This is a genomic window from Gimesia chilikensis (genome assembly GCF_008329715.1).
GTDB lineage: Bacteria > Planctomycetota > Planctomycetia > Planctomycetales > Planctomycetaceae > Gimesia > Gimesia chilikensis.
The window spans coordinates 383,276-408,037 of sequence record NZ_VTSR01000007.1; the positions used below are offsets into that span (position 1 = coordinate 383,276).

At 52.4% G+C, this 24,762-nt stretch carries 18 protein-coding genes; 9 read left to right on the forward strand and 9 right to left on the reverse strand.

Features of this window, described 5'->3' with window-relative positions; all coding sequences use genetic code 11:
* Nucleotides 1–240 precede the first annotated feature (240 nt).
* Nucleotides 241–1,230, reverse strand: a complete 990-nt coding sequence (gene nadA, locus FYZ48_RS11275) for a quinolinate synthase NadA (protein ID WP_149340380.1) — start codon at nucleotides 1,228–1,230, stop codon at nucleotides 241–243.
* A 205-nt stretch (nucleotides 1,231–1,435) separates the two neighbouring features.
* Here nadA and FYZ48_RS11280 point away from each other — a divergent pair, with 205 nt between their 5' ends.
* Together FYZ48_RS11280 and FYZ48_RS11285 are read left to right on the forward strand one after the other, a co-directional pair.
* A complete protein-coding gene (locus FYZ48_RS11280; RefSeq protein WP_149340382.1) occupies nucleotides 1,436–2,260 on the forward strand; it encodes a PIG-L deacetylase family protein in 825 nt (274 codons plus the stop codon).
* A gap of 32 nt (nucleotides 2,261–2,292) precedes the next feature.
* Complete coding sequence (locus FYZ48_RS11285; protein WP_242022583.1) at nucleotides 2,293–3,645, forward strand: c-type cytochrome; 1,353 nt, start codon at nucleotides 2,293–2,295, stop codon at nucleotides 3,643–3,645.
* Here the strand turns inward: FYZ48_RS11285 and FYZ48_RS11290 are convergent.
* Nucleotides 3,632–4,936 carry a CPBP family intramembrane glutamic endopeptidase gene (locus tag FYZ48_RS11290; protein ID WP_149340384.1) on the reverse strand — a complete coding sequence of 435 codons (1,305 nt, stop codon included), beginning with the start codon at nucleotides 4,934–4,936 and terminating at the stop codon, nucleotides 3,632–3,634. The two genes, FYZ48_RS11285 and FYZ48_RS11290, sit on opposite strands and share 14 nt — an antisense overlap.
* A gap of 311 nt (nucleotides 4,937–5,247) precedes the next feature.
* Here FYZ48_RS11290 and FYZ48_RS11295 point away from each other — a divergent pair, with 311 nt between their 5' ends.
* From FYZ48_RS11295 to rpmA, 3 genes are all read left to right on the forward strand, one after another.
* Nucleotides 5,248–6,759, forward strand: a complete 1,512-nt coding sequence (locus FYZ48_RS11295; protein WP_149340386.1) for a serine/threonine protein kinase — start codon at nucleotides 5,248–5,250, stop codon at nucleotides 6,757–6,759.
* 423 nt (nucleotides 6,760–7,182) lie between these two features.
* A complete protein-coding gene (locus FYZ48_RS11300) occupies nucleotides 7,183–8,028 on the forward strand; it encodes a hypothetical protein (RefSeq protein WP_149340388.1) in 846 nt (281 codons plus the stop codon).
* 157 nt (nucleotides 8,029–8,185) lie between these two features.
* Nucleotides 8,186–8,437, forward strand: a complete 252-nt coding sequence (gene rpmA / locus FYZ48_RS11305) for a 50S ribosomal protein L27 (protein WP_145041157.1) — start codon at nucleotides 8,186–8,188, stop codon at nucleotides 8,435–8,437.
* 77 nt (nucleotides 8,438–8,514) lie between these two features.
* On the opposite strand, the gene FYZ48_RS11310 is transcribed toward rpmA, so the two are convergent.
* Nucleotides 8,515–9,735: a S1C family serine protease gene (locus tag FYZ48_RS11310; protein WP_242022585.1), complete on the reverse strand. Its 1,221-nt coding sequence runs from the start codon at nucleotides 9,733–9,735 to the stop codon at nucleotides 8,515–8,517.
* A gap of 345 nt (nucleotides 9,736–10,080) precedes the next feature.
* On the opposite strand from FYZ48_RS11310, the gene FYZ48_RS11315 reads away from it, so the two are divergent.
* Entirely contained in the window at nucleotides 10,081–11,493 is a 1,413-nt protein-coding gene (locus FYZ48_RS11315; RefSeq protein ID WP_149340390.1) for a 6-phosphofructokinase, read from the forward strand.
* On the opposite strand, the gene FYZ48_RS11320 is transcribed toward FYZ48_RS11315, so the two are convergent.
* Nucleotides 11,490–13,418, reverse strand: a complete 1,929-nt coding sequence (locus FYZ48_RS11320) for a hypothetical protein (RefSeq protein WP_149340392.1) — start codon at nucleotides 13,416–13,418, stop codon at nucleotides 11,490–11,492. The two genes, FYZ48_RS11315 and FYZ48_RS11320, sit on opposite strands and share 4 nt — an antisense overlap.
* Before the next feature lie 389 nt (nucleotides 13,419–13,807).
* Here FYZ48_RS11320 and FYZ48_RS11325 point away from each other — a divergent pair, with 389 nt between their 5' ends.
* Both FYZ48_RS11325 and FYZ48_RS11330 read left to right on the forward strand, forming a co-directional pair.
* Nucleotides 13,808–17,518, forward strand: a complete 3,711-nt coding sequence (locus FYZ48_RS11325; RefSeq protein WP_149340394.1) for a family 10 glycosylhydrolase — start codon at nucleotides 13,808–13,810, stop codon at nucleotides 17,516–17,518.
* A gap of 174 nt (nucleotides 17,519–17,692) precedes the next feature.
* Nucleotides 17,693–19,423 carry an alpha-keto acid decarboxylase family protein gene (locus tag FYZ48_RS11330; protein WP_149340397.1) on the forward strand — a complete coding sequence of 577 codons (1,731 nt, stop codon included), beginning with the start codon at nucleotides 17,693–17,695 and terminating at the stop codon, nucleotides 19,421–19,423.
* 150 nt (nucleotides 19,424–19,573) lie between these two features.
* Here FYZ48_RS11330 and FYZ48_RS11335 read toward each other — a convergent pair whose 3' ends face one another.
* From FYZ48_RS11335 to FYZ48_RS11355, 5 genes are all read right to left on the reverse strand, one after another.
* Nucleotides 19,574–19,747 carry a hypothetical protein gene (locus tag FYZ48_RS11335; RefSeq protein ID WP_242022587.1) on the reverse strand — a complete coding sequence of 58 codons (174 nt, stop codon included), beginning with the start codon at nucleotides 19,745–19,747 and terminating at the stop codon, nucleotides 19,574–19,576.
* A 335-nt stretch (nucleotides 19,748–20,082) separates the two neighbouring features.
* Nucleotides 20,083–20,373: a hypothetical protein gene (locus tag FYZ48_RS11340; protein WP_149340401.1), complete on the reverse strand. Its 291-nt coding sequence runs from the start codon at nucleotides 20,371–20,373 to the stop codon at nucleotides 20,083–20,085.
* A gap of 231 nt (nucleotides 20,374–20,604) precedes the next feature.
* On the reverse strand, nucleotides 20,605–21,909 hold the full coding sequence (locus FYZ48_RS11345; protein WP_149340403.1) for a GspE/PulE family protein: 1,305 nt from the start codon (nucleotides 21,907–21,909) through the stop codon (nucleotides 20,605–20,607).
* A 104-nt stretch (nucleotides 21,910–22,013) separates the two neighbouring features.
* Complete coding sequence (dapA, locus tag FYZ48_RS11350; protein ID WP_145185170.1) at nucleotides 22,014–22,901, reverse strand: 4-hydroxy-tetrahydrodipicolinate synthase; 888 nt, start codon at nucleotides 22,899–22,901, stop codon at nucleotides 22,014–22,016.
* Nucleotides 22,902–22,979: 78 nt separating this feature from the next.
* A complete protein-coding gene (locus FYZ48_RS11355) occupies nucleotides 22,980–23,900 on the reverse strand; it encodes an NAD(P)-dependent oxidoreductase (RefSeq protein WP_149340405.1) in 921 nt (306 codons plus the stop codon).
* A 344-nt stretch (nucleotides 23,901–24,244) separates the two neighbouring features.
* Here FYZ48_RS11355 and FYZ48_RS11360 point away from each other — a divergent pair, with 344 nt between their 5' ends.
* Nucleotides 24,245–24,709 (forward strand): hypothetical protein, encoded by a 465-nt coding sequence (locus FYZ48_RS11360; RefSeq protein ID WP_149340407.1) that lies wholly within the window; start codon nucleotides 24,245–24,247, stop codon nucleotides 24,707–24,709.
* The last annotated feature ends 53 nt before the right edge of the window (nucleotides 24,710–24,762 follow it).

A 24,762-nucleotide genomic window follows, 5' to 3' on the forward strand; every position in this document is an offset into this window, starting at 1 on the left:
CCGGTATTAATTCTGAATGAAGACTAGGCAAAGCGTGTGCCTAAAAAATAAGACAATGATCTTAATAAAATCGGCACGTTCAGTAGAACCTTGAAAACCCCTGCAATGAGAGTCTCAATCAGGTTTTCAAGTACTCAAAAATAATCATACAGACGCATAAAACTACTATTATGTGTGCAGGTAATGCGCGTAAGTGCCCGGTATATAAGCAGGAAGCAGCATCCGGGAGAGCAGGTTCGACTACTGCAGCAGGCTGCGTTCGAGAACGTCGCGGGCTTTGTCGAAGTACGGCTGCCATTCGATTTCCGGCTTACCATATTTCAGGCAGTCACGGACTTTCTGCAGCGTATTGAGAGCCATATGCGGGCAGCGGTTGCAGGCACATGTTTCTCCTGAAGATGCCATGATGCCCGGCACGGGAAGATAATTGTGCTGGGGAGCCGATTTCTCCAGGGGGTGAATCATGTTCGCTTCGGTTGCAATCAGAAACGTACCCGGTTCTTTGATCGACATGACATACTGACGCAATTTCTCTGTCCCTCCGATGAAGTCAGAGACTTCCAGAATCGAATGCGGGCATTCGGGGTGTGCCAGGACAATCGATCCCGGATTGTTCTTCTTGGCCCGCAGCAGATCCTGCACGCTGAAGATCTCATGCACCATACAGGACCCGGGCCAGAGAATCATCTGCTGACCGGTGACTTCCTGCAGGTATCGTCCCAGGTGCTGATCCGGCACGAACAGGATTTCTTTATCAGCGGGGACCCGGTCAATGATCTCCCGGGCGTTTCCGCTGGTGACAATCCAGTCACAGAGGCTTTTAACCTTCGCACTGGTATTGATGTAGGCCACAGTTTCAAAATCACGCCCTTCGGCTCGGAGCTTTTCCTGGAACTGGAGCAGGTCTTCGTACTGGCAACTGTCCGCCAGGGAGCACCCGGCATGCAGGTCGGGCAGCAGCACGGTTTTTTCGGGGCTGAGAATCTTGGTCGATTCCGCCATGAAGTGCACGCCGGAAAAGACGATCGTCGATGTTTCTACTTTGACGGCATCACGGGCCAGTTTCAGGCTGTCGCCCGTAAAATCTGCGACATCCTGGATGTCTCCATCAATGTAGAAGTGAGCCAGCAGAGTTGCATCTTTTTCTTTTTTCAGTGCATCGATCTCATCCATCAGATCAAGAGGATCTTCATAGACACCTTCACCGGGATCGACTGTAGGCAACGACATTGACTCACATCCTTTGAAATTCGAGAGCAGAAACAGGTGTGTCGAGGGGACACAAGAGCGTTGTGCCAGGTTCAACAGTTCAGCATCATAAACTTGCTGGAGAATCTGAAACCTTTGCTGTACAACATTAGTAATATTGTTTAAGGAATTACCTCCTCGTCAAGCACCCAATATTCTATATAATTCCGTGAAGGTTTAGAACTCTATGACTGATCAAACATTGCGAATCCTGGTATTTGGCGCTCACCCTGATGATTGCGACATCAAAGCGGGGGGCACAGCCGCCCTGTATCAGCAGGCCGGTCATACCGTGAAATTCGTCAGTGTGACCAATGGGGAATCGGGGCATCACCGGATTTCCGGCGAGGAACTGGCCGTGATTCGTCGTGCGGAAGCAGCTGCCGCCGGGCGTGCGCTGGGGATCGAGTACGAAGTTCTGAACAATCGCGACGGATATCTGCAACCCACGATCGAAGCCCGTTTTGAGATTATTCGACTGATTCGTACTTTCCAGCCCGATCTGATCCTGACACACCGCCCCAACGACTATCATCCTGATCATCGATATACCTCGCAACTGGTCTGTGACGCCGCCTACATGGTTACGGTGCCTCCCATCGTGCCAGACGTCCCTGCCCTGCGGGAAAATCCGGTCATCGCATATCTGTCAGATCACTTTACCCGACCTTACCCGTTTTCGCCGACGGTGGTCATTGATATTGAACCGGTCTGGGATCGCGTGATCGACGCCCTCGACTGTCACAGCAGTCAGTTCTATGACTGGCTGGCTTATAACCATTTCTACGAAGATGAGGTCCCTCAGGATCCCGCGGAACGCAAAGTCTGGCTCAGTGGCAAGATGAAAGATCGCATCGGCCCGCTGGCGGATCGATATCGGGATCTGGTAATCGAAACATACGGGCCCGAACGCGGCAAAGAAATTCAACTGATCGATGCGTTTGAACCCTGCGAATATGGTTCTCCCCTGACCTCTGACAATGTCAAAACCCTGTTTCCGTTTCTTCCCTGATCTGTTTTTTTCTGAGAATGATTTGAAATAACATGCGAACGCTCTGTTTCTGCTTCTTGATGCTTGTGCAGCTTACCGTCTCTGTCAGTCCATTGATGGCAGAAGAAGAACCGTCGGCAGCACGCGGATTTCAGCTGCTGACCGAAAAGACGTACTTGCCTCCCGACTTCGATCAGGCTGTATTTGATGATCTCTGGAAAGTCTGGCCGGAAGACCAGCGTAAGCAGGCCGAAGCAGCATCTCAGGCAGAGCGGCGACAGATGATCTTTGATTATTACGGGATCATGCAGAAACCGAATTCAGACTCATCCCCGCTGGGCTATGTGGTCACGGACGAACAGAAGTGGGTCATGAACTGCTTTGCCTGTCATAGTGGCAAGGTAGCCGGTCAGGTGATCCCCGGAGCTCCCAACAGTCATATTGGCCTGCATACGCTGACCGAAGATGTGAGCAAAATCAAACTGCAACAGTTCAAGAAGCTGAGCCACCTGGATCTGGCTGCAGTGGGGATGCCCCTGGGAACAACGCACGGCACGACCAACGCTGTTATTTTTGGTGTCGTACTCGATTCCCTGCGTGATGGGGAGATGAATTTCGATAAAACCCGCCCGATTCCCGAACTGCTGCATCACGATATGGATCCCCCGGCCTGGTGGAACGTAAAACGCAAATCGAAGATCTACTCCGATGCCTTCATGACCAAAAATCACCGGGTGCTGATGCAGTTCATCCTGATCCCGCGGAACAATGCACGGCAGGTTAAGCAGTGGGAGGCGGACTTCGCGAACATACTGGCTTACATTGAATCACTCGAGCCTCCCCGCTATCGCTGGCCCGTTGATGAACAGCTGGCCGCGCGGGGGCGTGTCATCTTTGATCAGAATTGCGCCCGTTGTCATGGAACTTATGGAGACAACCCCAGTTATCCCGAGAAGGTTATCCCGCTGGCTGAACTGAAGACAGACCCCGTGCGTCATCAATCCCTGCCTCCCGCGTACCGGGCAGCCCTGAATGAGAGCTGGCTCTCTCGCTACGGTAAGGATCCGGTCGTCGAAGCCCCTGCCGGCTATGTGGCTCCGCCACTCGACGGAATCTGGGCATCAGCGCCTTATTTTCATAACGGATCGGTACCCACGCTCTGGCATGTCTTACACCCCGAAGCACGGCCACAAGTCTGGAAGCGGACCGTAGATGGTTATGATGTGAATCGCGTGGGACTGGAGATCGAAAGCCTGCCTGAGCTGCCGGCAAATCTGTCTACCGTCGAACGCAGACGCCACTTCGACACTACGAAGTTCGGCAAATCAGCCGCGGGGCACGATTATCCCAATGATCTGAATGAAGCAGAAAAACAGGCAGTACTCGAGTATCTCAAAACGTTATAAGCTGCATCGCCTCGGGTTGTGCGGTCACGGCATCCTGCTGAGGGCTGAATGCCGCCATGCTCACAAGGAAGATCAGAAACAGGAATACACCTGCCGCATAAAGCAGCGGATGTGCCTTCTCTCGTATCATGGTCACCGGGCTGTTTGCCGGAGGCTGTTCGGTGGAAGGATAGCCGGGAGTCCACTCCTCGCCCTGTGGCGTCATGTATTTCACCCGTGTCTTCCAGAGTTGAATACAGACGGCGGTCAGGAACAACGCTGCGGATGCCACGATTAACGGGTGCACCGGCTGAGTTTCGTCTCCCAGACTGGCGGCACTTTCGGGAAGCTCGGTCGCCATTTTCGCCATCGAGACGGCAAACGCATTGTTCATGAAATGCACCAGCATCGGCGCCCAGAAACTGCGGGTCACGTAATACACATAATGCATAAACATCCCGAGCGGAATGACAGCAATCACATGTGCGGGGTGTGCATGCACGATACCGAACATGATCGACGTGATCACAATTCCCGGCACCAGGCCCCAGCGTGCGATCAGACCGCGGCCAATCATCCCGCGAAAGATGAGTTCTTCTCCAATAGCGGGGAAGACGGCAATCACCAGAATCAGCGACCAGAGCGAGTTGTTCGCCGCCATATCCTTCACGATTTCCATCGTCTGCATTTCGTTGAAACGTTCGAGGATGGGAATCTGTTTTGCGATGAGACTCCAGGCGTCAAACGCAATTCGATACAATTCTCCCGACATGAGCGCCAGGGGCAGCACGCAGATAAACAGCAGGAAGCCTGTTGAAATCGCAAACGGCTGCAGATTGAGTTTTTGCAAGGGACGTTTACCCAGACGTAAGCCGACAGCAATCAGTCCGATAAAGACAAACACGGCCTGTTCGACCCCCGCTGCCTCCAGCGGATGGCCTTCCACGAGCTGGGCAATTTCTTTGCGGAACGTGTCAGGATCCTGACTGATATTGGATGTGGCGATCAGATAAATCACCCCGCAGACCAGGAACAGCATGATTCCGATGAAATGGGCACCAAAGACCCCGAACATCCAGCAGATCGACTCAATCAGACCGGGGCCTGGCGGAGCCGCGTTTCCGGAACTTCCATCATGCGGACGAGGTGCGTCTTCCCCTTTGGCAGTCTGCAACGCTTGATCCAGAAACTGATCCAGTTCCTGGGCAGACTCTTGATCCTCTGACTCAAAAATCGGGGAATCAGCTGCGGTGTGAGCAGCGAGTCTCTCGGGATTTGTATCTTCTGAAGGAGAATTTTCAGGAGCGACCATGGAGATATTCTAAATCTGAGGGAAGAACGCCGGCCAAACTCGGTGCATTTACCGGAAGGTGACCGTTGTAAGTGATGAAATAGTTGAGGCTTATGCCGTAATTCTGTGTGCGGGATGTCGTCTGTTTTAATAAGTCTATGTCTTAATAGTCGGATTTACGAAGCGGGAATTTGTATTTTTTGGGGAAATCCGGGAATCCTGTCAAATAATTGGCCGTGCGGAACGAATCCTCACCTGACGCCCGGCATTGTACAGGAACTGGTTGTCGCATTTCGTTCAAATCCCGATATGATAGAAATACTGTCTCAAGCATGAACAGATTACCTTCTGTAGAGATCCCCCTGATCGAGCGCAATTCAGCAATGGCCCCCAATACATCTTCAGACTCCGGCACCCCGCAGCAAGATCGACAGTTGCAGTACTGCGCGAACTGCAATTCCACTTACTTTCAGCAGTCCGGTTCTGATAATTGCCCCGTCTGCGGTGCACACGTGGATGACATTTCGTTGATGGATCTCCAGGAAACAATCGTCGTGCAGGAGATCGACGGGCTGATTGAGCATGCAGACTCCGGCTCCGTTGTTGTGGAGGATCCGATTGCAGGTACCGATCTGCACGTTTATCAGTGTCAGTCGCTCCTGGGCCGGGGAGGCATGGGCATGGTCTACCTGGCCACCCATCGCGATCTGGGACGCCAGTGTGCCTTGAAGATTCTGCTGCCACATCTTTCGGAACGCGATCCTGAATACGTGCAGCGTTTCATTCATGAAGGTCGTGCCGTCGCCACCTTGAATCATCCCAATATTGTGACCGCCCATGCGATTGGCGAAGAACGCGGTTATCGATTTCTGGAAATGGAACTGATCACCGGACGTGCGTTGAGCCATGTCGTCCGCGAGGATGGCCCCCTCTCTGCCCTGCACGCGACATCATTGATCGCACAGGTGGCGTCAGGTCTGGGAACCGCGCACGCTAAAGGCATCATTCACCAGGATCTGAAGCTGGAAAACATTCTGTTGACCGGTGCGGGAGTCCCAAAAATCGCTGATTTCGGCCTGGCGAAGCGCATCTCTGCAGAAGAGGGAGGCGCGCATCAGCACAATCTGGCCGGTACTCCAAATTACATGGCACCGGAACTCTTTCAAGGCGGCATGGCCAGCGCTACCTCGGACGTTTATTCGCTGGGGGTCTGCTTCTTTGTGTTGCTCACAGGCCATCTGCCTCACCGTGCGGAAAACTTTAATGCCCTGATTCAGGATGTGGTTTCCAAACCGGCACCGAGCGTACGCGATCTCTGCCCCGAGATCCCTCTGGAGATCGCTGAGTGTGTCTCCCTCATGCTGGATAAGAGTCCTATGAACCGGTTTCAAAACGGTTACATGGCCTCTCTGTTCCTGAATGCAATTCTCGGCCAGGTACAGAATATCGAGTCGATGCTGCACGAAGCGTTTGGGAATAATCGCAATGTTTCCTGGAAACGCAACGGTCACCAGTACATCCTCGAAGTCAAACAGAGTGAACGACGCAAGCAGACTGTCATCATCGAACCCAGCGAACACCAATTGCATGAACGACTGCTGTTAATCTACAGCACCTGCTGTGATGCCCAGGCCGAATATTACGAGGAAGCACTGCGTCTGAATTCCGAAATATCGCATGGGGGAATCTCGATTCGGGACGTGAATGGCCAGGCAAAGTTCGTCATGGTGGATACCTTCCCCCGCTCTTCAGTTGATGCAGAGGATATTCGCAAAAGCGTGATCGCCGTGGCCCAGCACGCCGATGAAATCGAAGAGAAACTGACCGGCCACGATTTTCACTAGGCCGCCTTCCACTCTCTGTATCTGATCAGAGGGGTTACAGGGATTATAAAGGCCAGGGCAGCCTGTCAGCCGGTGCCGTTTTGCTGCGAGCAACTGACATAATCAGGCGGATTTAGTGTGAAATCCCCCCGAACCAGAAGCAGGCGCTTGACCCTGCTTTCCAGGCAGGGATATATTGAAATCAGAGACGTGACGGGAAACAAGCGCGCAGTTCCGACAGCGACAACGTATTCCCGTCTCTCAAAACCGCTCTTTCTGAGTGTACATGTTTATGCTGGCCGGTCTGAATTCATCCTGATAACAAGGTGATTTTACAGTGAATTGGTAAAGACTCTATGGGATTTTCCCGGGTTACGTCGATATACTGTAACAGACAGCCAATTGCTCATTTCCGTGCATCGTGAGAAACTTCGGGGTTATTACATGCGTCAATTACTGAAACGTTCTGCTCTGACAACATTTATCTGCAGCTGTCTGGCACTGCTGACAGGTGGTATGCCAGCGCAGGCTCAGGAAAATAAACTGACTCGTGGATTTACCATTAAACCCGATTTGACCGCGACCGGTGAAGAACGGGCGACTCAGAAATCTCTCTGGGTTCTGGATGCGACTTTCAAGCCGATGCGTATGATCCGCATGGATCTGACGAACCCCAAAACGGGGAAAAAAGAGAAGACTCTCGTCTGGTACCTGGTCTACAAATGCGTGTTACGACCGCTGGAACGTCCGGGCTCATCAAATGACCTCACACCACAGAATGCAGAAGTCCCACCTCTGGGACCCTCCCTGTTCGTGCCGGAAGTCGTCTTAATCACCAACGATAACGGCCAGCAGACCAGCTACCCCAACCAGATCGTTCCCGAAGCCGAAGTGATCATCAATAAGCGGGAGCGTCGTCAGTTCAAAAATGCCGTCGATATTATCGGAGAGCTGCCACCAGAAACTGCAGCCGATGCAAAATCGGAAAACGCCATCTATGGTGTCTGCGTCTGGACGGGGATTGACCCCAACACCGATTATTTCACGATTCTCTTCTACGGTCTCTCGAACGGCTATAAAAAGGTCGAAGGACCCGATGGGAAAGAAATGACCCTCCGCAAGGTCCTGGTTCAGCAATACTGGCGACCGGGAGACCAGTTTGGACAGCAGGAACAGGAGTTCCGTCCGAAAGGGAGTCCCTTCTGGCAATACCTGCCCGATGATCCTGAGCAGGCTGCCGAGATGGAAAAGAAGCTCAATCTGAATGCGGCTGAACAAAAACAGCCCTGATTTCTCCCTGACTGCTGAAAAACAGTGGGAAATTGTCCAGAAACGGGTTTATCTCTTGCAAGTTCAGGCCTGATTCGCCAATATACGGCCTCGATTAACCAATATTTTAGGAAAAGCCCCTGTCAGGGGCGACTTTTGCTACCTGAGGAAAAGAGTAATGGCACATAAGAAAGGTCAAGGTTCCAGCCGTAACGGTCGCGATTCAGAAGCACAGCGCCGTGGAATCAAGAAATTCGGCGGTGAAAGCGTTCTGGCAGGAAACATCATCGCCCGTCAGTGCGGTACCAAATGGCATCCTGGTAAAAACGTGGGAATGGGCAAAGACTACACCATCTTCTCACTGGTTGAAGGCACTGTCTTCTTCGATAAGGATGGTCGACGAATCAACGTAGAGCCTGCTTTGAACTAAGCATGCTCCCCTGGTGCACTCAGTTGCATCATGAAAACATAAAAACTCCCCGATGAACTTTCACCGGGGAGTTTTTTTTATGGTCGGTTGGACTGACTGGCGGTCAGGGTGACGGAGACTTTGGTCGGCGTCTGTTCCTTCCCCCGCAGCACGGTCACCACGACGGTGTCACCAGGTTTTTTGCTCTCGATATAATCCAGGAAGTCCGCCGCCGATTTGATCTGCTTCTGGTCTACAGCGACGATCAGATCCGCTGCCCCCCGGTCGACCCGTTCGATGACGATCAGTCCCCTTCTCTGTCGCACGATCTTTGGACCGCGCAAACCTGCCTTCTCAGCGGGTCCCCCCGGTGTCAGTTTCGCGATCAATAAACCCTGCTCGGTCTCATAGACACGCTGAATACCGATTTCCGGATGAATCATATGTCCGTGGGTCAGCAATTGGGGAACGACGCGGGCAACGAGGTTTGAAGGAATCGCAAAGCCGACTCCCGAACTCTGACCGGTATTACTGGCGATCGCGGTATTGATCCCGATTAACTGCCCATGCGAATTCAGCAAGGGGCCACCGGAATTCCCCGGGTTTACTGCCGCATCAATCTGGATGATGGATTTGATCGTGCGGTTCCCCCGCAGTTTCAGCGACCGGTTCAGACTGGAAATAATGCCGCAGGTCATCGTCCGTTCCAGTCCGAACGGGTTGCCAATCGCAAAGACACGCTGTCCTACTTTCAATTTGCTGGAATCTGACATGCTGACCGGAAACAAAACTTCCGGAGCTTCATCAATTTTAATCACGGCGATGTCATTAATAGCATCAGCGCCGACAAAGGTGGCCTGGTATGATTTCCCGTTAAACAGGGTGACATTCACCTGCTGGGCATCTTCGATCACGTGGTAGTTGGTCAGAATGTGCCCTGCTTTGTCGATGATCGCTCCCGACCCTGCGCCTTCCGTATCATATTCGAGCATGAAAAACCCATCGCTCTTCGTGCTTTTGGTCGTGATGTGAACCACGCTCTTATTCAGCTTTTCATACACGCTGACATTAATCTCCTCCTCGGGAGACAGTCCGCGTTGATTGAATAATTCGGTGATGTGTTCCGGCGTCGTCTTGTTGGCATTAACCTCAGGGGGCGCGGGTTTCAGGGGCGTAGGAGGAATGATTCGGGGGCCGGTTAAATTCGGTTGTACCTGTGCCTCTGAAGAGGCAATCAGACCTGCAGACGGGGCATCCAGAGCAGAAACGACCAGACCGCCGATCACGGCAGAGAAAAAACAACCAATGGCGTATTTCACGATAAACCTCGCATGACTCAGAAATCAAAGAGATTGGATAAAACAGGTAGCGCAGGGGCCTGGCTGAGAGCCGGTGGGCATGCGATTTTTCAGGAAACATAAAAAAACACATGCAATCTCTAAGAAACTACATCATAATTCGCAACCGGGTTCGCGAAGAAAACGGGATTCTTGCGATAATAGACAGTAGTGTAAGCGGCTGAAATCTTATCGAATCAACCCTGATACCGTAAATAGGAAATCAAAGATCCAGCTGGATTACACTCATTTTCTGTCTGACAGAAATGGCGAATACATCGATGTATTCCCAACCAGCTACCCGCAGTTCAGCATGAAAGGACCGCTATGCGTCGGATTGCTCTTTTAACGGCAGGTGGTGACACGCCCGCATTGAATGCCACAATCTTCGGAGCTGTGGAGCGTGCAAACGAACTACGGCTGGAAGTCGTGGGGATTATCAAAGGCTTTGGCGGACTGCTCGACCCCGCCGTACCTCACATCAGGTTGAATCCGCTCTATTCAACTCTTCCAGAACTCGATCCCCGCTGCGGTGGTACGATTCTGGGTTCATCCCGCACCTATATTGATGAGTCCCATGCCGGTGAACTGCAGGTGGTTAAGAAACGCCTGGATCAGCTCGGGATCGAAGGTTTGATCTGTATCGGCGGCGATGGAACTTTGAACGGCATGCAACCAATATCACAGTTCATGCCTTGTGTGCTGGCTCCCAAAACCATCGATAACGACCTCGGATTGAATTATCTCGATGAACCGAATGAATGGGTGAAGGAAACGAACCCGGAGACCGGGAAAGAGAAGCTTCGCAAGCTGCCGGCCAAACAGGATCTGGAGCTGGATGACATGGTCAACTTCGCAACCCCTGGCTATGCGACCGCGGTTTATGTCTGTGTGCAGGGCGTGCAGCGTATTCGAACCACCGCCGAAAGCCACCGCCGGATCGCGATTATCGAAGTCATGGGTCGGGAATCGGGTTACCTCGCATTGGGTGCCGCCTATGGACAGCCCGATATCATCCTGATTCCGGAAGTCCCCCTGGACTACGATCGATTCGAACGCCGGGTTCGCGAACTCTACGATACACAGAAAAATGTAGTGATAGTCATTGGCGAAGGCCTCCGTGATCAGAACGGGAAACGCCTGGGTGACATTTCGCAAAGTGTCGACCCTGCCGGAAACGTGATCTTCAGTGGGGCTGCCGAGATTCTGCAGAACATGCTGATCGAATCACTGGGTGATCATTACTTTGTCTCAAGGAAGCGACATGAAATGGCCAAGTCGGCAACCTTCACTCGTAAAATTGGTCACACGCAGCGTGGCGGACGCCCTATCCGCTTTGATCGATTTTATGCTGCCCAGCTCGGGGGAAAAGCGGTCGACCTGCTGGTCCAGCGGCAGAACAACTATGTAGCCATCCTGCAGTGGAATGAGCAGCAGGGATTCCATGTCAGCTCAATCAGTGGCAATGCACTGCGGGATGCCTGGCGGGGAATCCACCCTCGTACCCTGCACCCCTCGTTCTATGATGAGCATCGCTACCAGCCTTCGAAACTGGGTGTGCAATACCTGTCAAAAATCTTTACGAACGCGGTCGGCTCCGATGACCTGGAGCTGCTTAAAGATGACCTGTTTGATACCGGGCATCTTAAAACCCGGTATCAAAGCATCAATGTGAGTGTGCACAAACACATCCGCTATCTCAGTACTCCCCAGGACCAGGGGCCCGTCGACCAGTTCTAGGGCTCCTCCTGTGGAATCTCAAACCCAGCCGGCTCTACTTCCGGAATCGAGATGGTAGATCGCTCTTCGGAAGGGGTTTTGTTTGAGATGGTGTATGTCGCCTGTACCGCCTGATTGTTTCGCAGCAATCCGGTGTCTGCTGCCATCGCCAGGCGAAGTTCTTTCTTGGTGGAGACGTAGCGGGAAGCCACTTTGTCCGAATGAATCATGATATCGTCAATCACATACTCATCGTGCTGACGCTTGATCATCACTGTGGCACCTTGCTGGTCATTACCCAGTTTGATGCGAGCATAACCCTGGTTTTCATTGAGTTCCATAGTCGTTAATGGTGACATCAACAGTTCCGGGATAGAGAAGCCAATCTGGGGAACCCGATCAACCTGTCTCCAGACCAGTTCATTGAAGTCACGAGTCGAGTGACGCTGCAGATTGCGAATATTGTTTTCGTGCATGTCGTATGCGTAGTTCTGTACCTGAACCTGCAGTTCCAGGGTGGCTTTCACAGACGAGGGTCGGCCCTGCAGATCGAGTTCGATGTCATCGACCAGCAGTTGTCCCAGGTGATCACGCAGGATGTAAGTTAACGGCAGGTTCCCCTGTCGGGCATGGACCTTCGTAACAGAACCATTGAAGTCGATGTCCAGGATCTCAAAGCCTGGCTGTGCGATTTCGTCAACAGGCAGCTGGGCGACCAGGTTGGGATTGACTTTCTCCCAGACGCGTCGGTTTAAATCGGGAGTCGAACTGAAACCCAGAATCTTGACATCCCGTTTGGTCAAAGCTTCATTGAACAGCAATGTGATCGCGCGGGAGGAGAACAGTGAGGTCAGAGTGACCTGCTGATTTCCCTGGTCCTGGAACAGTGTGACTTCTTCAACCAGGTACTGATCGGGAATATCCATTTCATCGGATTCGATCTTGAGCAGGGAGAGGTTAACCATCTTCCCGTCTTTCTGGGTGATGAAGTTGGCCAGTTTGTCTTCCACTTTCAGTTCATAATCCCCTGCCGCCATCTGCGATTCCGGCAGGGGAGCGACCTTGAGGTCTCCAAAGTTCAGACTGCCCTGGTAGAACTTGTCGGCCGAGAATTTTTTCAGGGCGACTTTGTCATCCTGGTTGTAAGCATCCAGGAAGTTGCTGACTGCCAGCAGCATCTTGGCTTCTTTTTTCGCGGACTTCACATGATTCCCATCCTCGCGGGATTCGACAGCGACGTCAGTCGCTTTCCATTTGCCTTCGTTGAGTTTCATCGTGATGATCATCTGTCCCGAGCGTCGCGAAATACGAATGATGGCGATGTCTTTATCCATCTGGGCGTCGGGGCGTTTGCGTTTCGTGCTGGAAGATTCGCCGGCGATTCGCTGGGAAAGCTTGGCCAGGAACGCGGGGTGCAACTGCTCCAGTGTTTCTTTGAATTCACCATCTGTGGATGCCAGAATGTCATCCCGGTTGCCGTCTTCCCAGGCATCGACAAATTCACGGATGGTCACTAACAGATCCATCTGCTCGGTGACCGACTTCATCACGTTCAGGTTTTTCGATTTCTGGTTGATGTAAATGTCATCAACGACCCACTCTCCGGTCTTGGTGACTTTCTTCAGCTCGTAGAGCAGTTTCTTTTTGTTTTTACCGACTTCAACAACCACTTTTTTGTGGTTCTCGGAAACATCCTTGATTTCTACAATCGTGGCTTCACCGGTCGGAATATTGAGAACCTTCAAGTCATCCAGCGACGACTTGTCTCTGAATGCCACCTTGGAAAACTTCATGGTGGTGTGATGTTTCAGTTTTCGGATGTCTTCTTTTTCCATTGCCTGTGCAAACTGCTCAATGGTCTTCATTTCGACCATGGAAGCACAGCCTGTTACCGATACAAGTAGAAGCAGGCCACTGACCAGAGAGAAACCGTTTTTTAACATCATGATTAGTCCAGGCAGGTATTGGGGTTTTGAGAGGTATGAGGATTTGGTGTTTCAATTCCGAAAGCGGAGACGTTTACAACAAGATATGCTTTCGAGATTCAAACGAATGACAACTGCTTGTGGATTGAGAGTCTTAAAGACAGTTGCGAGAGAGGAGACGTTTTTTTGCAGGTTTGGGGATTTTCGTCAAGAGGGTTCCTGGAAAAAACGGTACGTTTCGTGCAGATCAGGAAAAAATTAATTGGGGTTGGCCTGAATTCCGAAATTAATATAATACGTGCCCTCGCCTGTTATTCATTTCTAAAGTGATTCCCTTCTTCGTCTGTTTTCCGTTCAGGCTAAACGCATTTCCTGGGCCTTTCGCTACTGTCTGTGTTAGTGGAAAATCTGTGACTCATATTCGGAAACGAATTCTATTGATCTGTGGTTTCATCTGCCTGCTTGCCGGTTCGGCGCTCGCAGACGGCGATACCACTGTCTCTACCCGACTGCGGGTTGAATGGGGTGAGCAGACTCCTCGACTCTGGAATGCACGCTTCGTACTGACTGAGGGTGAAGTTACTACGGTTCGTTCGCTGGGAGTCGATGCCGACGAAATCTCTGTCATCACCCGAGATCAGGGGGCTGTACTGTATCAGCCACGAACCAGTCGGGTATTCAACAGTATTGAATTGGAAGTCCAGGGAGCTCCTGCTGCGAAGCTGCAGGTCTTTCTCCAGGACCGCAATGACTCCTCGATCACTTTGAAGCAGGAGTTTTCGCTGAACGAACTGCTGCAGCACAAAGAGATCCTGCCGATCACCCAGACCGGCGCTCAGTTAATCGTGCAGCAGGCTCCCGGGGAAAAACTGGCTTTGCAGGTCGACCGCCCCCACCTGGTATATGAACCGGCAGAATCAGTCCAGTTTCAGGTTGTCCCCACCTTTTTACACGGAACAGAAATCCCCACAGCCGGTGTTCTCAAGTGGCGGGTCACGCGGGCCCGCAGCACGGAAACCGTGCTGGAAGGTCAAATCAAACTTTCCGAGATGCCACAAGAGGACCTTGTCAAAACAGGCATCTCTCTGGAGTTCAAGGCACCCGCAGAAGGAGTTTATCTGCTGCAGGTCAACGCGGACTCGGGGCAGGAATCCCTGGCGCAGTTCGTCGTCGTAGACCAGAGCGTGACGACATCACTGGCTGAAAGTGAATCATCCGTGCTGGTCGACAGTCTTTCGCTGGATGGAAAACAGGATCAGAACGATCTGGTCGCGCGGCGGGCCCGCAACCGGATCCGCAATTCGTTTCGCTCATTGTTTAAATCTGGCAAGGAATTACCTGCGGACACTTCGGCAGCAGCCCCCTGGTCTGCTTACCACTTGAAAATCAGACATCCGCACCTGCCACATAAGCTGGTGATCACCTATCCTGAGTCAACAGATACCCATCTGGGGTTCAGTCTGCTGGAACCAGACGCCGCAGGGCAACTGGTTCCGGTTGGCATTGATGGGGGCGTCTACCACGCTGCAGCATCCCCTGCCTCAAACCTGCAGAAACGGGAGACAGAATCACGGGCCGAACTGCTGTTCTGGCCTAAAGTCACCAATCCCGTGTTGCTATTCCATAGTCTGGGGCATCCTGAAGCCGCAGAAGTGGCTGAGGTCTCGGTTTATGAGTTGGCGAGTAATAAAAATGAAGTGTCAGCAGAACTTTCACAACCCACAGAGAAAAAACGACTGGTGGGTCCCTATCTGCAAAAGCCACTGCTCCCCGAAATCTTTGGCGCTGCCCAGGTCCTGGACCTCAACAGTCATCGCAGCCTGGATGACTGGCAGACCTTTTATGAGGCAGGAGACCGGTTGGCACAGTATCTGAAATACCAGAGTTTTAACAGTGTCCTCCTGGGTGTGGCAGCTGATGGCAGTGCGATCTATCCTTCCCGGCACTTACAGCCTACTCCCCGTTATGACTCTGGAGTGTACCATTCTTCCGGGCAGGATCTTCAGCGGAAAGACGTGCTGGAGCTGCTGTTCCGGATTTTTGACCGGGAGCAGTTAACCCTGGTGCCTGAATTACAGTTCTCGTCAGTCAATGCGGCTCTGGAAAAACTGATTGAGGAACAGCCTGAACAGGCGGTGGGCATCGAACTCGTTAACCTGCACGGCCAGACCTGGAAAAAATCACAGGTGGCCGCCCGCGGGCAGGCCCCGTTTTATAATCCCCTGCATCCCCGGGTTCAAGAAGAAATTGTCAACGTCTTCGCTGAGCTGGTCCAACGTTATCAGACACACCCTTCGTTTCAGGGGGTAGCGGTACAGCTCAGTCTGAATGGTTATCTGCAGCTTCCCGGACTGGACTGGGGCTACGATGATGCAACTGTCGCCGCTTTCTCCCGGGAGACAGGTGTGCGAATTCCCCGGTTCGCTGAATCGCAACGGTTTGAAAAACGATATCAATACCTGACCACGACGGCCTTGCCCCAATGGACCGACTGGCGCTGTCAGAAAATCCGGGCCCTGCATGAGCAGCTCGCAGCAGTATTGTCGAAAGCGAAACCCGACGCACAACTGGTATTTTCTGCCCGCGAATTGATTCCGACTCAAAGTCGGCAGGGTAATGTGATTTCCGCTTTGAAAACCGGTGCCCCGTTTCGACCGGTACTGATGGAAATGGGGCTCGATTTTTCCCGCTATGATCAGATCACGAACGCCGTCGTAATCAGACCCCAGCGTTTCATCTGGGGACAACAGGCCGAGCACGATCTTCAGTTTCTGAATACTCATTCCAACATTGATGACAGTTTCAAGTCACGCGTTAATGGCGTCGTCTATTACCATCAGCCACTGGAAATCCGGATTCCTGAATTCGACCGGCTGTCTCCCTGGCAGCCGGCCTTTACCTGGCTGGCCACTCAGGCTTCGCCCTCAGCGGCAGCCAACCGGATTCGCTATGTGCATTCCGTTGCAGCACTGGATCCCTATATGACGTTTGGCGGAGGCTGGACGATTCCCTTTGGGCAGGAAGAGGCCACACGTTCCCTGCGATCGCAGCTGATTCAATTGCCGGCCCGTCCATTCCAGACAATCGACTCCTCAGAGCAACCGGTGATTACCCGTTTTTCCAGAGGGAAAGAGAAGTCTGTCTTCTATCTGGTCAACGACTTCCCTTACCGCTGCGAAGCGACCGTATCGTTGATGATGACACCGAAAGCGACCGTGGCCAGACTCGGAAACGGCGAATCGGTGCAGGTCACTCGTACGACTGAAGGTGTCTGCAGCTATAAGATCTCGCTGGAAGCCTACGATCTGCAGGCGTTCGAGATCGATGACGCCCAGGCGAGATTGATCTCCGTCAAAACCACCATTGATCAGGATGATCTGCAGGAACTACAGGCGCGAATCGATCAGAAGAAAAAAATGCTGGTGCAACTGCATCGATCACTGGATGATGCATCGGCCGTTGTCTTCAAGGCAGATTTTGAAGCCAAAAACTCACGGGATTATATCCTCGCAGGCTGGGAGTCTAAAACGGATCAGCGGGTTTCCTGGAATCTCGATACTACAGAAGCGCATTCGGGTCGCACTTCACTCGTGCTGGATACCCGCCCGGGAAATAACTTCCTGCGTACGAATCCCATTCCTCTGGAGAATTGCCGCTATTTGAATATGGGCGTCTGGATGAAATCAAAGTCCCCCAATATGCAGGTGCGGATTTCTCTGGAAGCGGAGCAGAATGGCAAGCTCAAGGCGCAGTCTGCCATCATTGGTGTGGACCAGAACTGGCGGAAGTACGTCTTCCGCGTGAAAGACATTCCGTCCTCACAGATTCAGAATGCCCAGATCGTGATTGAGAAACTGGGGAATGAAAAACTATGGATCGATGATGTCGATCTGCAGATCCATCAGATTTCTCCCGAAGATGACCGCCAGCTGACCAAGCTGATCTCAACGCTGGCTCTGGCCTGGGACTCGCAGCGCTACCTGGACTGCTATCGCCTGCTGGAAAGTTACTGGGGCCAGTTCGGGGAAACCATCGCCCCACAGTCTCAGCCGACGCAGGATGGAGCTGAGCCCGTCAAACACGTTGAGCGGCGGGGCCTCCGCAAGCTGATTCAGCGCTGAAAGTCACAGCGCAGTACGTGAGTTAGTGCTGTCGGGCTCGCTTTAACCCCATTCATAATCGGGAGATATGCGAATTCTTCTGATTCGAGATGGTGGAAGTGCTATAATAGATGATGAACACTTCATTCATTGATATTCTCATGCAACCACTCATCTTGCAAGGAAGGGTTTGTGATGACAGCTCGCAAAACAGGCACCAGATCAGGTGGAACCAAGTCCCGGTTACCCGCAAAAAAAACAACCACAAAACGTTCGGCAAACAAGCAGAACGGAAAAGTACATACGATTGGCAGTTATCTGATTCAGCGTCTGCAGGACTACGGGATTACCGATCTGTTTGGAATACCGGGCGATTTTGTGCTGCAGTTTTACGGGATGCTGGAAGAGAGTCCGATTCGTGTGATCGGAACGACACGCGAAGATAACGCGGGCTACGCCGCCGACGGATATGCCCGCGTGCATGGCTTGGGAGCAGTCTGCGTCACCTACTGTGTGGGTGGCTTGTCGCTGTGTAACTCGATAGCTGGGGCCTATGCTGAAAAATCTCCTGTGATCGTCATCAGCGGCTCACCGGGTATGACAGAACGTGCCAGCGATCCCCTGTTACATCACCGGGTAAAAGATTTTCACACCCAGCGGGATGTCTTCGAGAAAATCACGGTCGCTTCTGCAGTCCTTGATGACCCGATGACGGCTTTTCATGAAATCGATCGCTGCCTGGAAGCCTGTGTCCGTTTCAAGAGACCCGTTTACCTGGAAATCCCCCGTGACTGCGTCCATACCAAGGCGATAGTCCCCCATGTTCCGGATGACAGCCAGCCGGAGAGCGATAAAAATGCACTCTGCGAGTCACTGGAAGAAGCTACCGAACTGCTCGAAGCCAGCAAGAAGCCGGTCATTGTGGCTGGTGTTGAACTGCATCGCTTCGGGTTGCGGGAAGAGGTCCTCAAATTCGCGGAGAAGCACCAGATCCCCATGTGTGCGACCATTCTGGGGAAATCGGTCGTCAGTGAATCACACCCTTTGTACCTGGGCGTTTATGAAGGGGCCATGGGTCGTAACGAAGTGCAGAAATACGTCGAAGAGAGTGACTGTGTGATTCTCCTCGGCACCTTTATGACAGATATTAACCTGGGCATCTACACCGCGCACCTCGATCCCGGCAAATGCATCTACGCCACCAGCGAGAAGCTGCGGATCAGCTACCACCATTTTCACGATGTCGTCTTCTCGGACTTTGTGAAAGCACTGCGTAAGCAGAAAATGAAAGTGGTGAAGCGAAAAATTCCGGATCAGGTCCGTCCGCCGCAGATCGATTTCGAAGTGAATCCAACTGCGCCCGTGACCACAAAACACCTGTTTCAAAGCATCAATCAGATTCTGAGTGACGATACGGTCGTGGTGACGGACGTCGGGGACTGCCTGTTTGGAGCCGTTGATTTGACCATCAGCACCCATACCAAGTTCCTGAGTCCCGCTTACTATACTTCCATGGGGTTTGCGATCCCGGCTTCGATCGGAGCCCAGGTCGCTAATCAGGAACTCAGGCCGATTGTCCTGGTGGGAGATGGTGCGTTTCAGATGACCTGTCTGGAGCTCTCAACGGCCCTCAAACTGGGGTACAATCCAATCGTTATTGTGCTGAATAATAAGGGCTACACGACCGAACGCTTCCTGCAGGAGGGGCCGTTCAATGATATTCCCGACTGGAAATATCATAACATTACGGATCTGATCGGCGGAGGCTGGGGTTTTGAGGTCAGCACAGAAGGCGACCTGGAGAAGGCACTCAAAGCGGCGCTGGCCAATACGGACAGCTTAAGCGTGATTAATGTCCATCTGAAGCCGACGGATGTCAGCCCTGCCTTGACGCGGCTGGCTGAGAAGATGTCTAAAACACTTTGATCTGGTGGGCTGAAAACGTAAAAAAGCCGGGCGAGAGTCCCGTTCTCATCGTCCGGCTTGAGTCCTTTCGCATGCAGATTCCGGCACAAGGCGCGAAATCTGCGTGAGTTACTACGAAAGGGTCCCCCCTGTTGTAACTGGCAGCGATTATTACTGCTGCTGAGCTTCGTGCTCGAGCTTGTATTGTTCCAGTACTTCCCGCTGGTTGTACAACTGCTCTTCGGGGCCGGCCGGGAAGAACTGCACGTCATCATTCAGGTAGTAGGCTGAAGGCAATGTCTGGCCTCCCAGGCTGGTCTGGCATCCAGAGTTTGCTAATCCCATCAGTGCTAAACCCAGTACTCCAACAGTTGACCAATTTTTAAGCTGGCGAATCACCATGATTGTCCTCGGAAAGTAAAGTTGTCGAATGGCACCTGTCGGGGAGAAACGGAAACAGGGTAAAACAAGTGCCGGTAATACCTTGGGATCAGTCTGTCCATAAACTTAATCCATCATTTCAACGGGAAATGACTGGCAAGGTCACGCATTACTATCATGTGTGTACTTCTATTATCGACAATCACGATCGGAATCTTCGGTATAATCTGCGTAATCGGACAATATTTTGTATCAAGCACAACTGGCGGACATAGATATGGCGTCTACGAACCTTATGTTCAGTTTGTCGATGTGGCGTTGTCTGAAGTCTGCACCGACTTCCGCTCCTGCTGATACTGCTCTAGAACTTCGCGTTGATTCTCAGAATTGCCAGGGAACATCTGCACGACGTCTGTGCTGTAAAACTCATAAAGGTGTGGGACCGCCCTGTCGTGAGGCTGACGCACCATCTGGTTCTGGATGCTGGTAAACGTGATGACAGTGAAGAAAAGCAAACCGGTACTGAAGAGAACGAGTTTCTGGCGAGCCTGCATCATAACCTCGAACTGCGAATGAGAGAGAACTGTCACCTACTGCTGCAGTGAGAGGTGACCTGGATTGGAAGGGACCGAAGGATTACTCTCGGCAAGAGCTGTGCCCTCATCCGCGAGCAAAGTGGAGCAAAAAAACAGCGACTCCATCAGCAGAGTATCGGTCGCTTCAATCGGAATCTTTAGCGCAGTGTGCCTGGTGTGCCAGTTAACGAGTAGGCGCACCGGTACCGCAGAACTCTCATAGCAGAGGATGTATCAGCGAGGATTTCAGCCCTGCTTGAACGCCCGTTGCAGTTCTTCCAGCGAAGTCTTGCCTTCCGCGACCAGACGAATTCCGTCTTTCTGCAGCGAGGGCATATCCTGTTTTTTTGCCAGGGCTTTGATTTTGGCGGGATCGCCGCCACCAATGATCAGTTGCTTCATCTCATCGGTCATTTCGATGAATTCCAGAAGCAGGGTCTGTCCATAGTAGCCGAGCCCGTCGCACTTTTCACAGGGTTCGATTTCGTTGCCATCTTCATCCACAGTCTCACGAGGCGGACGATACAGCATCTTGGTCGTTTTGGGTAAACCCATCTTGGCGATCAGTTTAGGGTTGGGCCGGAATGCTTCTTTACACTTGTCACAAAGTGTGCGGATCAGGCGATAGCCTACGACACACTTCAGTGTATCCACGCCTTTCTCGACACTGCCTGCCAGTTTGCAGAACTTCATCATCCCGGTAACAGCGTCTTTGGCCGAGATCTCCGCGATCATCGTGATCTCGTCTTTAACCCCCAGAATGCTGCGGACATAGTCTTCATCTGTAATAGGCTTCAGATAAATGATATCTGCTTCCATACGGATGATTCGCCGCAACTCATCGTCAAACGTATCTCCCTCTTTTTCATCCAGGGTCGCGATATGGCTGAACTCGCGATGCTCAGGTTCTGCCAGAGCGAAGATCGTATACTGGTAGGCGTCAACAGATCGCACCACACCGAAAGTGGTGGTGGTCAGTCCCGAGTTCGGGGGACCACTGACCAGAATCAATCCGTTGCGACCGGTGCTCAGCGAACGAATGCGTTCTTTCAGCTCTTCGGTAATCCCGATATCGTCTGCGCGATCCAGGGGATGTTTCACGTCGATGGCTTTGATTGTCAGCCGTTCGCCCGCAGGTGTTGGAGCGGTCGCGACCCGCAACTGGTAATTCACCTCTTCCAGTTCCGCATTCACGCCCCCCTGCTGGGGACGTTTTCGTTCCTGGATGTTCAAGCCGGAGAGCAGTTTAATGATCTGCACCACGGCCATACCCTGTTGTTTGGAAAGCTTGGGACCCGGGTTCGGTACGCCATCCACATAAAAGGCTACCTGATACCGTTCACCCTTGGGTTCGAATCGAATCATCTGTGCCCGCAGAGCCAGCCCGTCGGTGATGATATTCTTGGCGGGCATCAGCCCCGCTTTGACCAGACGTGCATTGTCTTTCAGATTCGCGGGCTGTCCATTTAACGCCCCCTGGAATGAGACCGGTTCGATCTCTTCTTCAAGTTCTTCCTCTTCATCCCGGGACTTTCCAAAACCAAAGATCACAGGCGTTACCTCTTATATTAATCGGAGTGAATATCTGGCGGGCGATCGTAAATCAGACGATTTCGACCAGTCTCTCAGCACTGGTACCCATTTTAACAGAAACCTTACAGCAGGCCATAATCCTGCAGAGTTTTCTCGAGCACCTTCATTGAATCGGCATCCAATTGTGTCATGGGGAGACGGACTTCACCATTGTCGCGTCCCAGTAACTGCATGGCTGCTTTGATCGGGATCGGGTTCGTTGCCAGTCCCAGCAGGTTACGACAGAGCGTAAACAGCCGGTAGTGCCATTCGCGGGCCTTGGCGAGGTCACCGGCGTTGAATGCCGCCAGCATCGCTTTGACGTCCGCAGGCACAATATTACCGACGACCGATACAACCCCCTTGCCTCCCAGCGCCATCAGTGGCAAAGTCAGGCTGTCATCACCTGAGAGAACTGCCAGGTCGCAGGAAGAAAGAATATGCGAAGCCTGATCCATCGAACCGGTAGACTCTTTCACGGCAACAATATTCGGGATTTCGGCGAGGCGAATAATTGTTTCCGGCTCGATATTCTTCGCTGTCCGACCGGGAATGTTATACACCACGATCGGCAGTTCAACAGACTCGGCAATTGCTTTGTAGTGCTGATAAAAGCCTTCCTGGGTCGGCTTGTTGTAATACGGGGCCACATGCAGAGCACCGTCGGCACCGGCCTGTTCAGCGTACTTGGTCAACTCGACTGCTTCACGTGTACTGTTGGAACCGGTGCCAGCCATGACTTTAATCCGGCCGGCAGCCTGTTTGCAGACGATGGAAATGACCTGTTTGTGTTCATCGTGTGAGAGTGTGGGAGATTCTCCGGTTGTTCCCACCGGACACAAGGTGTCGGTTCCCTGCTCGACATGGTAATCGACCAGCGCCTGTAAGCCGCTTTCGTCGATTTCGCCATTCTTGAACGGGGTGATCATTGCCACCGAAAGACCTGCAAACAGGTCACTTTGATTCGCCATGCTTATCTTACCTTATTTGAATTTTACTGTCCGGTTTGATTCTGTCCGACCAGTTCGATTTCATTTAAATGCTTGAGACTAGGAGCGGTTTTCCCAGTCTACGTTCGACAGGGATGCCAGTGCCAGCTGCAGGGCGTGTGTGCCGTCGCGGCCATGTCCCTGTGCCTGGACAGCCATGTAAAGCTGATGTCCCAGTGCCAGACCGGGCAGGCTCAGGTTCATCTTTTTAGCTTCCGCCAGGGCAATTCCCATGTCTTTGATGAAGTGCTCTACGAAAAAGCCCGGATCAAAATTATTGTCCATGATCCGCGGCCCCAGGTTGGAGAGCGACCAGCTGCCGGCGGCACCACTGCCCACCGACTGCAGAACCGTAGGCAGGTCCAGCCCCGCTTTGTAACCATAGAGCAGCGCTTCGCAGACGCCGATCATGTTGGTGGCGATGAGAATCTGGTTCACCATTTTCGTGTGTTGACCGGATCCCGCTTCGCCCTGGTAGACAATCGTTTTGCCCATGGCGTCCCAGCAGGGTTTCAATGCGTCGACCACAGCTTCGTCCCCACCGATCATGATGGACAACGTGCCGTTTTTCGCTCCTACATCCCCACCGGAGACGGGAGCATCTACGCTGTACACACCTTTGGTCTGAGCGGCTTCCGCGATTTCGACAGCCAGGGAAGGATCGCTGGTGGTCATATCGACCAGGACCTTGCCTTCGGAAGCACCGGCGAGAGCTCCTTCTTCACCGAGAATGACTTCACGGACGTCAGTCGGAAAACCGACGATGGAGAAGATGACATCAGCTGCTTCTGCGACCGCTTTGGGAGAGTCAGCCCAGGAGGCCCCTTTCTGAATCAGGGGCTCTGCTTTGGATTTACTGCGATTATAAACCGTGGCTGAGAACCCTGCATCCATCAGGTGTCCCACCATGCTGGCTCCCATGACTCCGGTTCCAATCCAGCCAATTTTAGTTGTTCCCGGTTGAATGGTCGGTATCGCCATAAAATCAGTCCTTTTGTCTTTTAAATCAAATTCGTCAATATGCTTACAATCATCCACTCGATTTCCAACTGGAGATCGTAAAAAAATGATTGCCATATCTCAAGTTAGCACGATATTTCCCACTGGCAGTATATCGAGCTGAGACTCAGATGTCATATGACTGGTTCATTTTTTTGCGAACAATTGACGCCGGCAGTCGAGTTTCTGAGCTGTTTTACAGGGGGAATGCAAAAGAAACTTGCATCACAGTCTGGAGCGAGGGAGAATTTGGCAGATGATTCGCTCCCTGCCCCTCCCCACGCAGTTCAGGTCGACTAATTTTCAGATAGAGAGACAGGTTTGTGATGAAGATCAAGAATGTGGCATCAGGGCTGGTAATTTTGGCAGCAATGACCATGCTGCTGCCCTCCGCAGCCCGGGCTCAGTGCAGCAATTACCCTTGTGGGCCCGACGGAGCACCATTGCTGCAGAGACTGACGCCGCAGGGATTTATGGGCGCCGATTTTCGAGGCAGCTGTGCCCAGCACGATCAGTGTTACCAGATACCGGGAATCTACAGGCGTTATTGCGATTTGCAGTTAAAGCAGGAACTGCATCGCCGCTGTGAGTGTTCTGCCTTTCCACTCGGCTGCCGCATGGTGGCCAACATGATGTATATGCAGGTCCGATTGTTTGGCAGACGGCCTTACTTGAACTCACAGTACCAGTCGCCTTATCATAACCCATCGCCTTACTATGCACCCCCTCCGGTTTATTCGGCTCCGGCACCGGTTGTCTATCCCGCGCCTGTCGTCTATTACGGATACTAGCGGAAACGGTAGGGTAGACTTACTCTCTATTTCCCTCTCGTATAGTACGAAGT

What these genes read in the sequence shown, in the direction of transcription:
- nadA (WP_149340380.1), bottom strand. Translation starts at nt 1,230, where the DNA reads ATGTCGTTGCCTACAGTCGATCCCGGTGAAGGTGTCTATGAAGATCCT.
- FYZ48_RS11280 (WP_149340382.1), top strand. Translation starts at nt 1,436, where the DNA reads ATGACTGATCAAACATTGCGAATCCTGGTATTTGGCGCTCACCCTGAT.
- FYZ48_RS11285 (WP_242022583.1), top strand. Translation starts at nt 2,293, where the DNA reads ATGCGAACGCTCTGTTTCTGCTTCTTGATGCTTGTGCAGCTTACCGTC.
- FYZ48_RS11290 (WP_149340384.1), bottom strand. Translation starts at nt 4,936, where the DNA reads ATGGTCGCTCCTGAAAATTCTCCTTCAGAAGATACAAATCCCGAGAGA.
- FYZ48_RS11295 (WP_149340386.1), top strand. Translation starts at nt 5,248, where the DNA reads ATGAACAGATTACCTTCTGTAGAGATCCCCCTGATCGAGCGCAATTCA.
- FYZ48_RS11300 (WP_149340388.1), top strand. Translation starts at nt 7,183, where the DNA reads ATGCGTCAATTACTGAAACGTTCTGCTCTGACAACATTTATCTGCAGC.
- rpmA (WP_145041157.1), top strand. Translation starts at nt 8,186, where the DNA reads ATGGCACATAAGAAAGGTCAAGGTTCCAGCCGTAACGGTCGCGATTCA.
- FYZ48_RS11315 (WP_149340390.1), top strand. Translation starts at nt 10,081, where the DNA reads ATGCGTCGGATTGCTCTTTTAACGGCAGGTGGTGACACGCCCGCATTG.
- FYZ48_RS11320 (WP_149340392.1), bottom strand. Translation starts at nt 13,418, where the DNA reads ATGATGTTAAAAAACGGTTTCTCTCTGGTCAGTGGCCTGCTTCTACTT.
- FYZ48_RS11330 (WP_149340397.1), top strand. Translation starts at nt 17,693, where the DNA reads ATGACAGCTCGCAAAACAGGCACCAGATCAGGTGGAACCAAGTCCCGG.
- FYZ48_RS11335 (WP_242022587.1), bottom strand. Translation starts at nt 19,747, where the DNA reads ATGGGATTAGCAAACTCTGGATGCCAGACCAGCCTGGGAGGCCAGACA.
- dapA (WP_145185170.1), bottom strand. Translation starts at nt 22,901, where the DNA reads ATGGCGAATCAAAGTGACCTGTTTGCAGGTCTTTCGGTGGCAATGATC.
- FYZ48_RS11355 (WP_149340405.1), bottom strand. Translation starts at nt 23,900, where the DNA reads ATGGCGATACCGACCATTCAACCGGGAACAACTAAAATTGGCTGGATT.
- FYZ48_RS11360 (WP_149340407.1), top strand. Translation starts at nt 24,245, where the DNA reads ATGAAGATCAAGAATGTGGCATCAGGGCTGGTAATTTTGGCAGCAATG.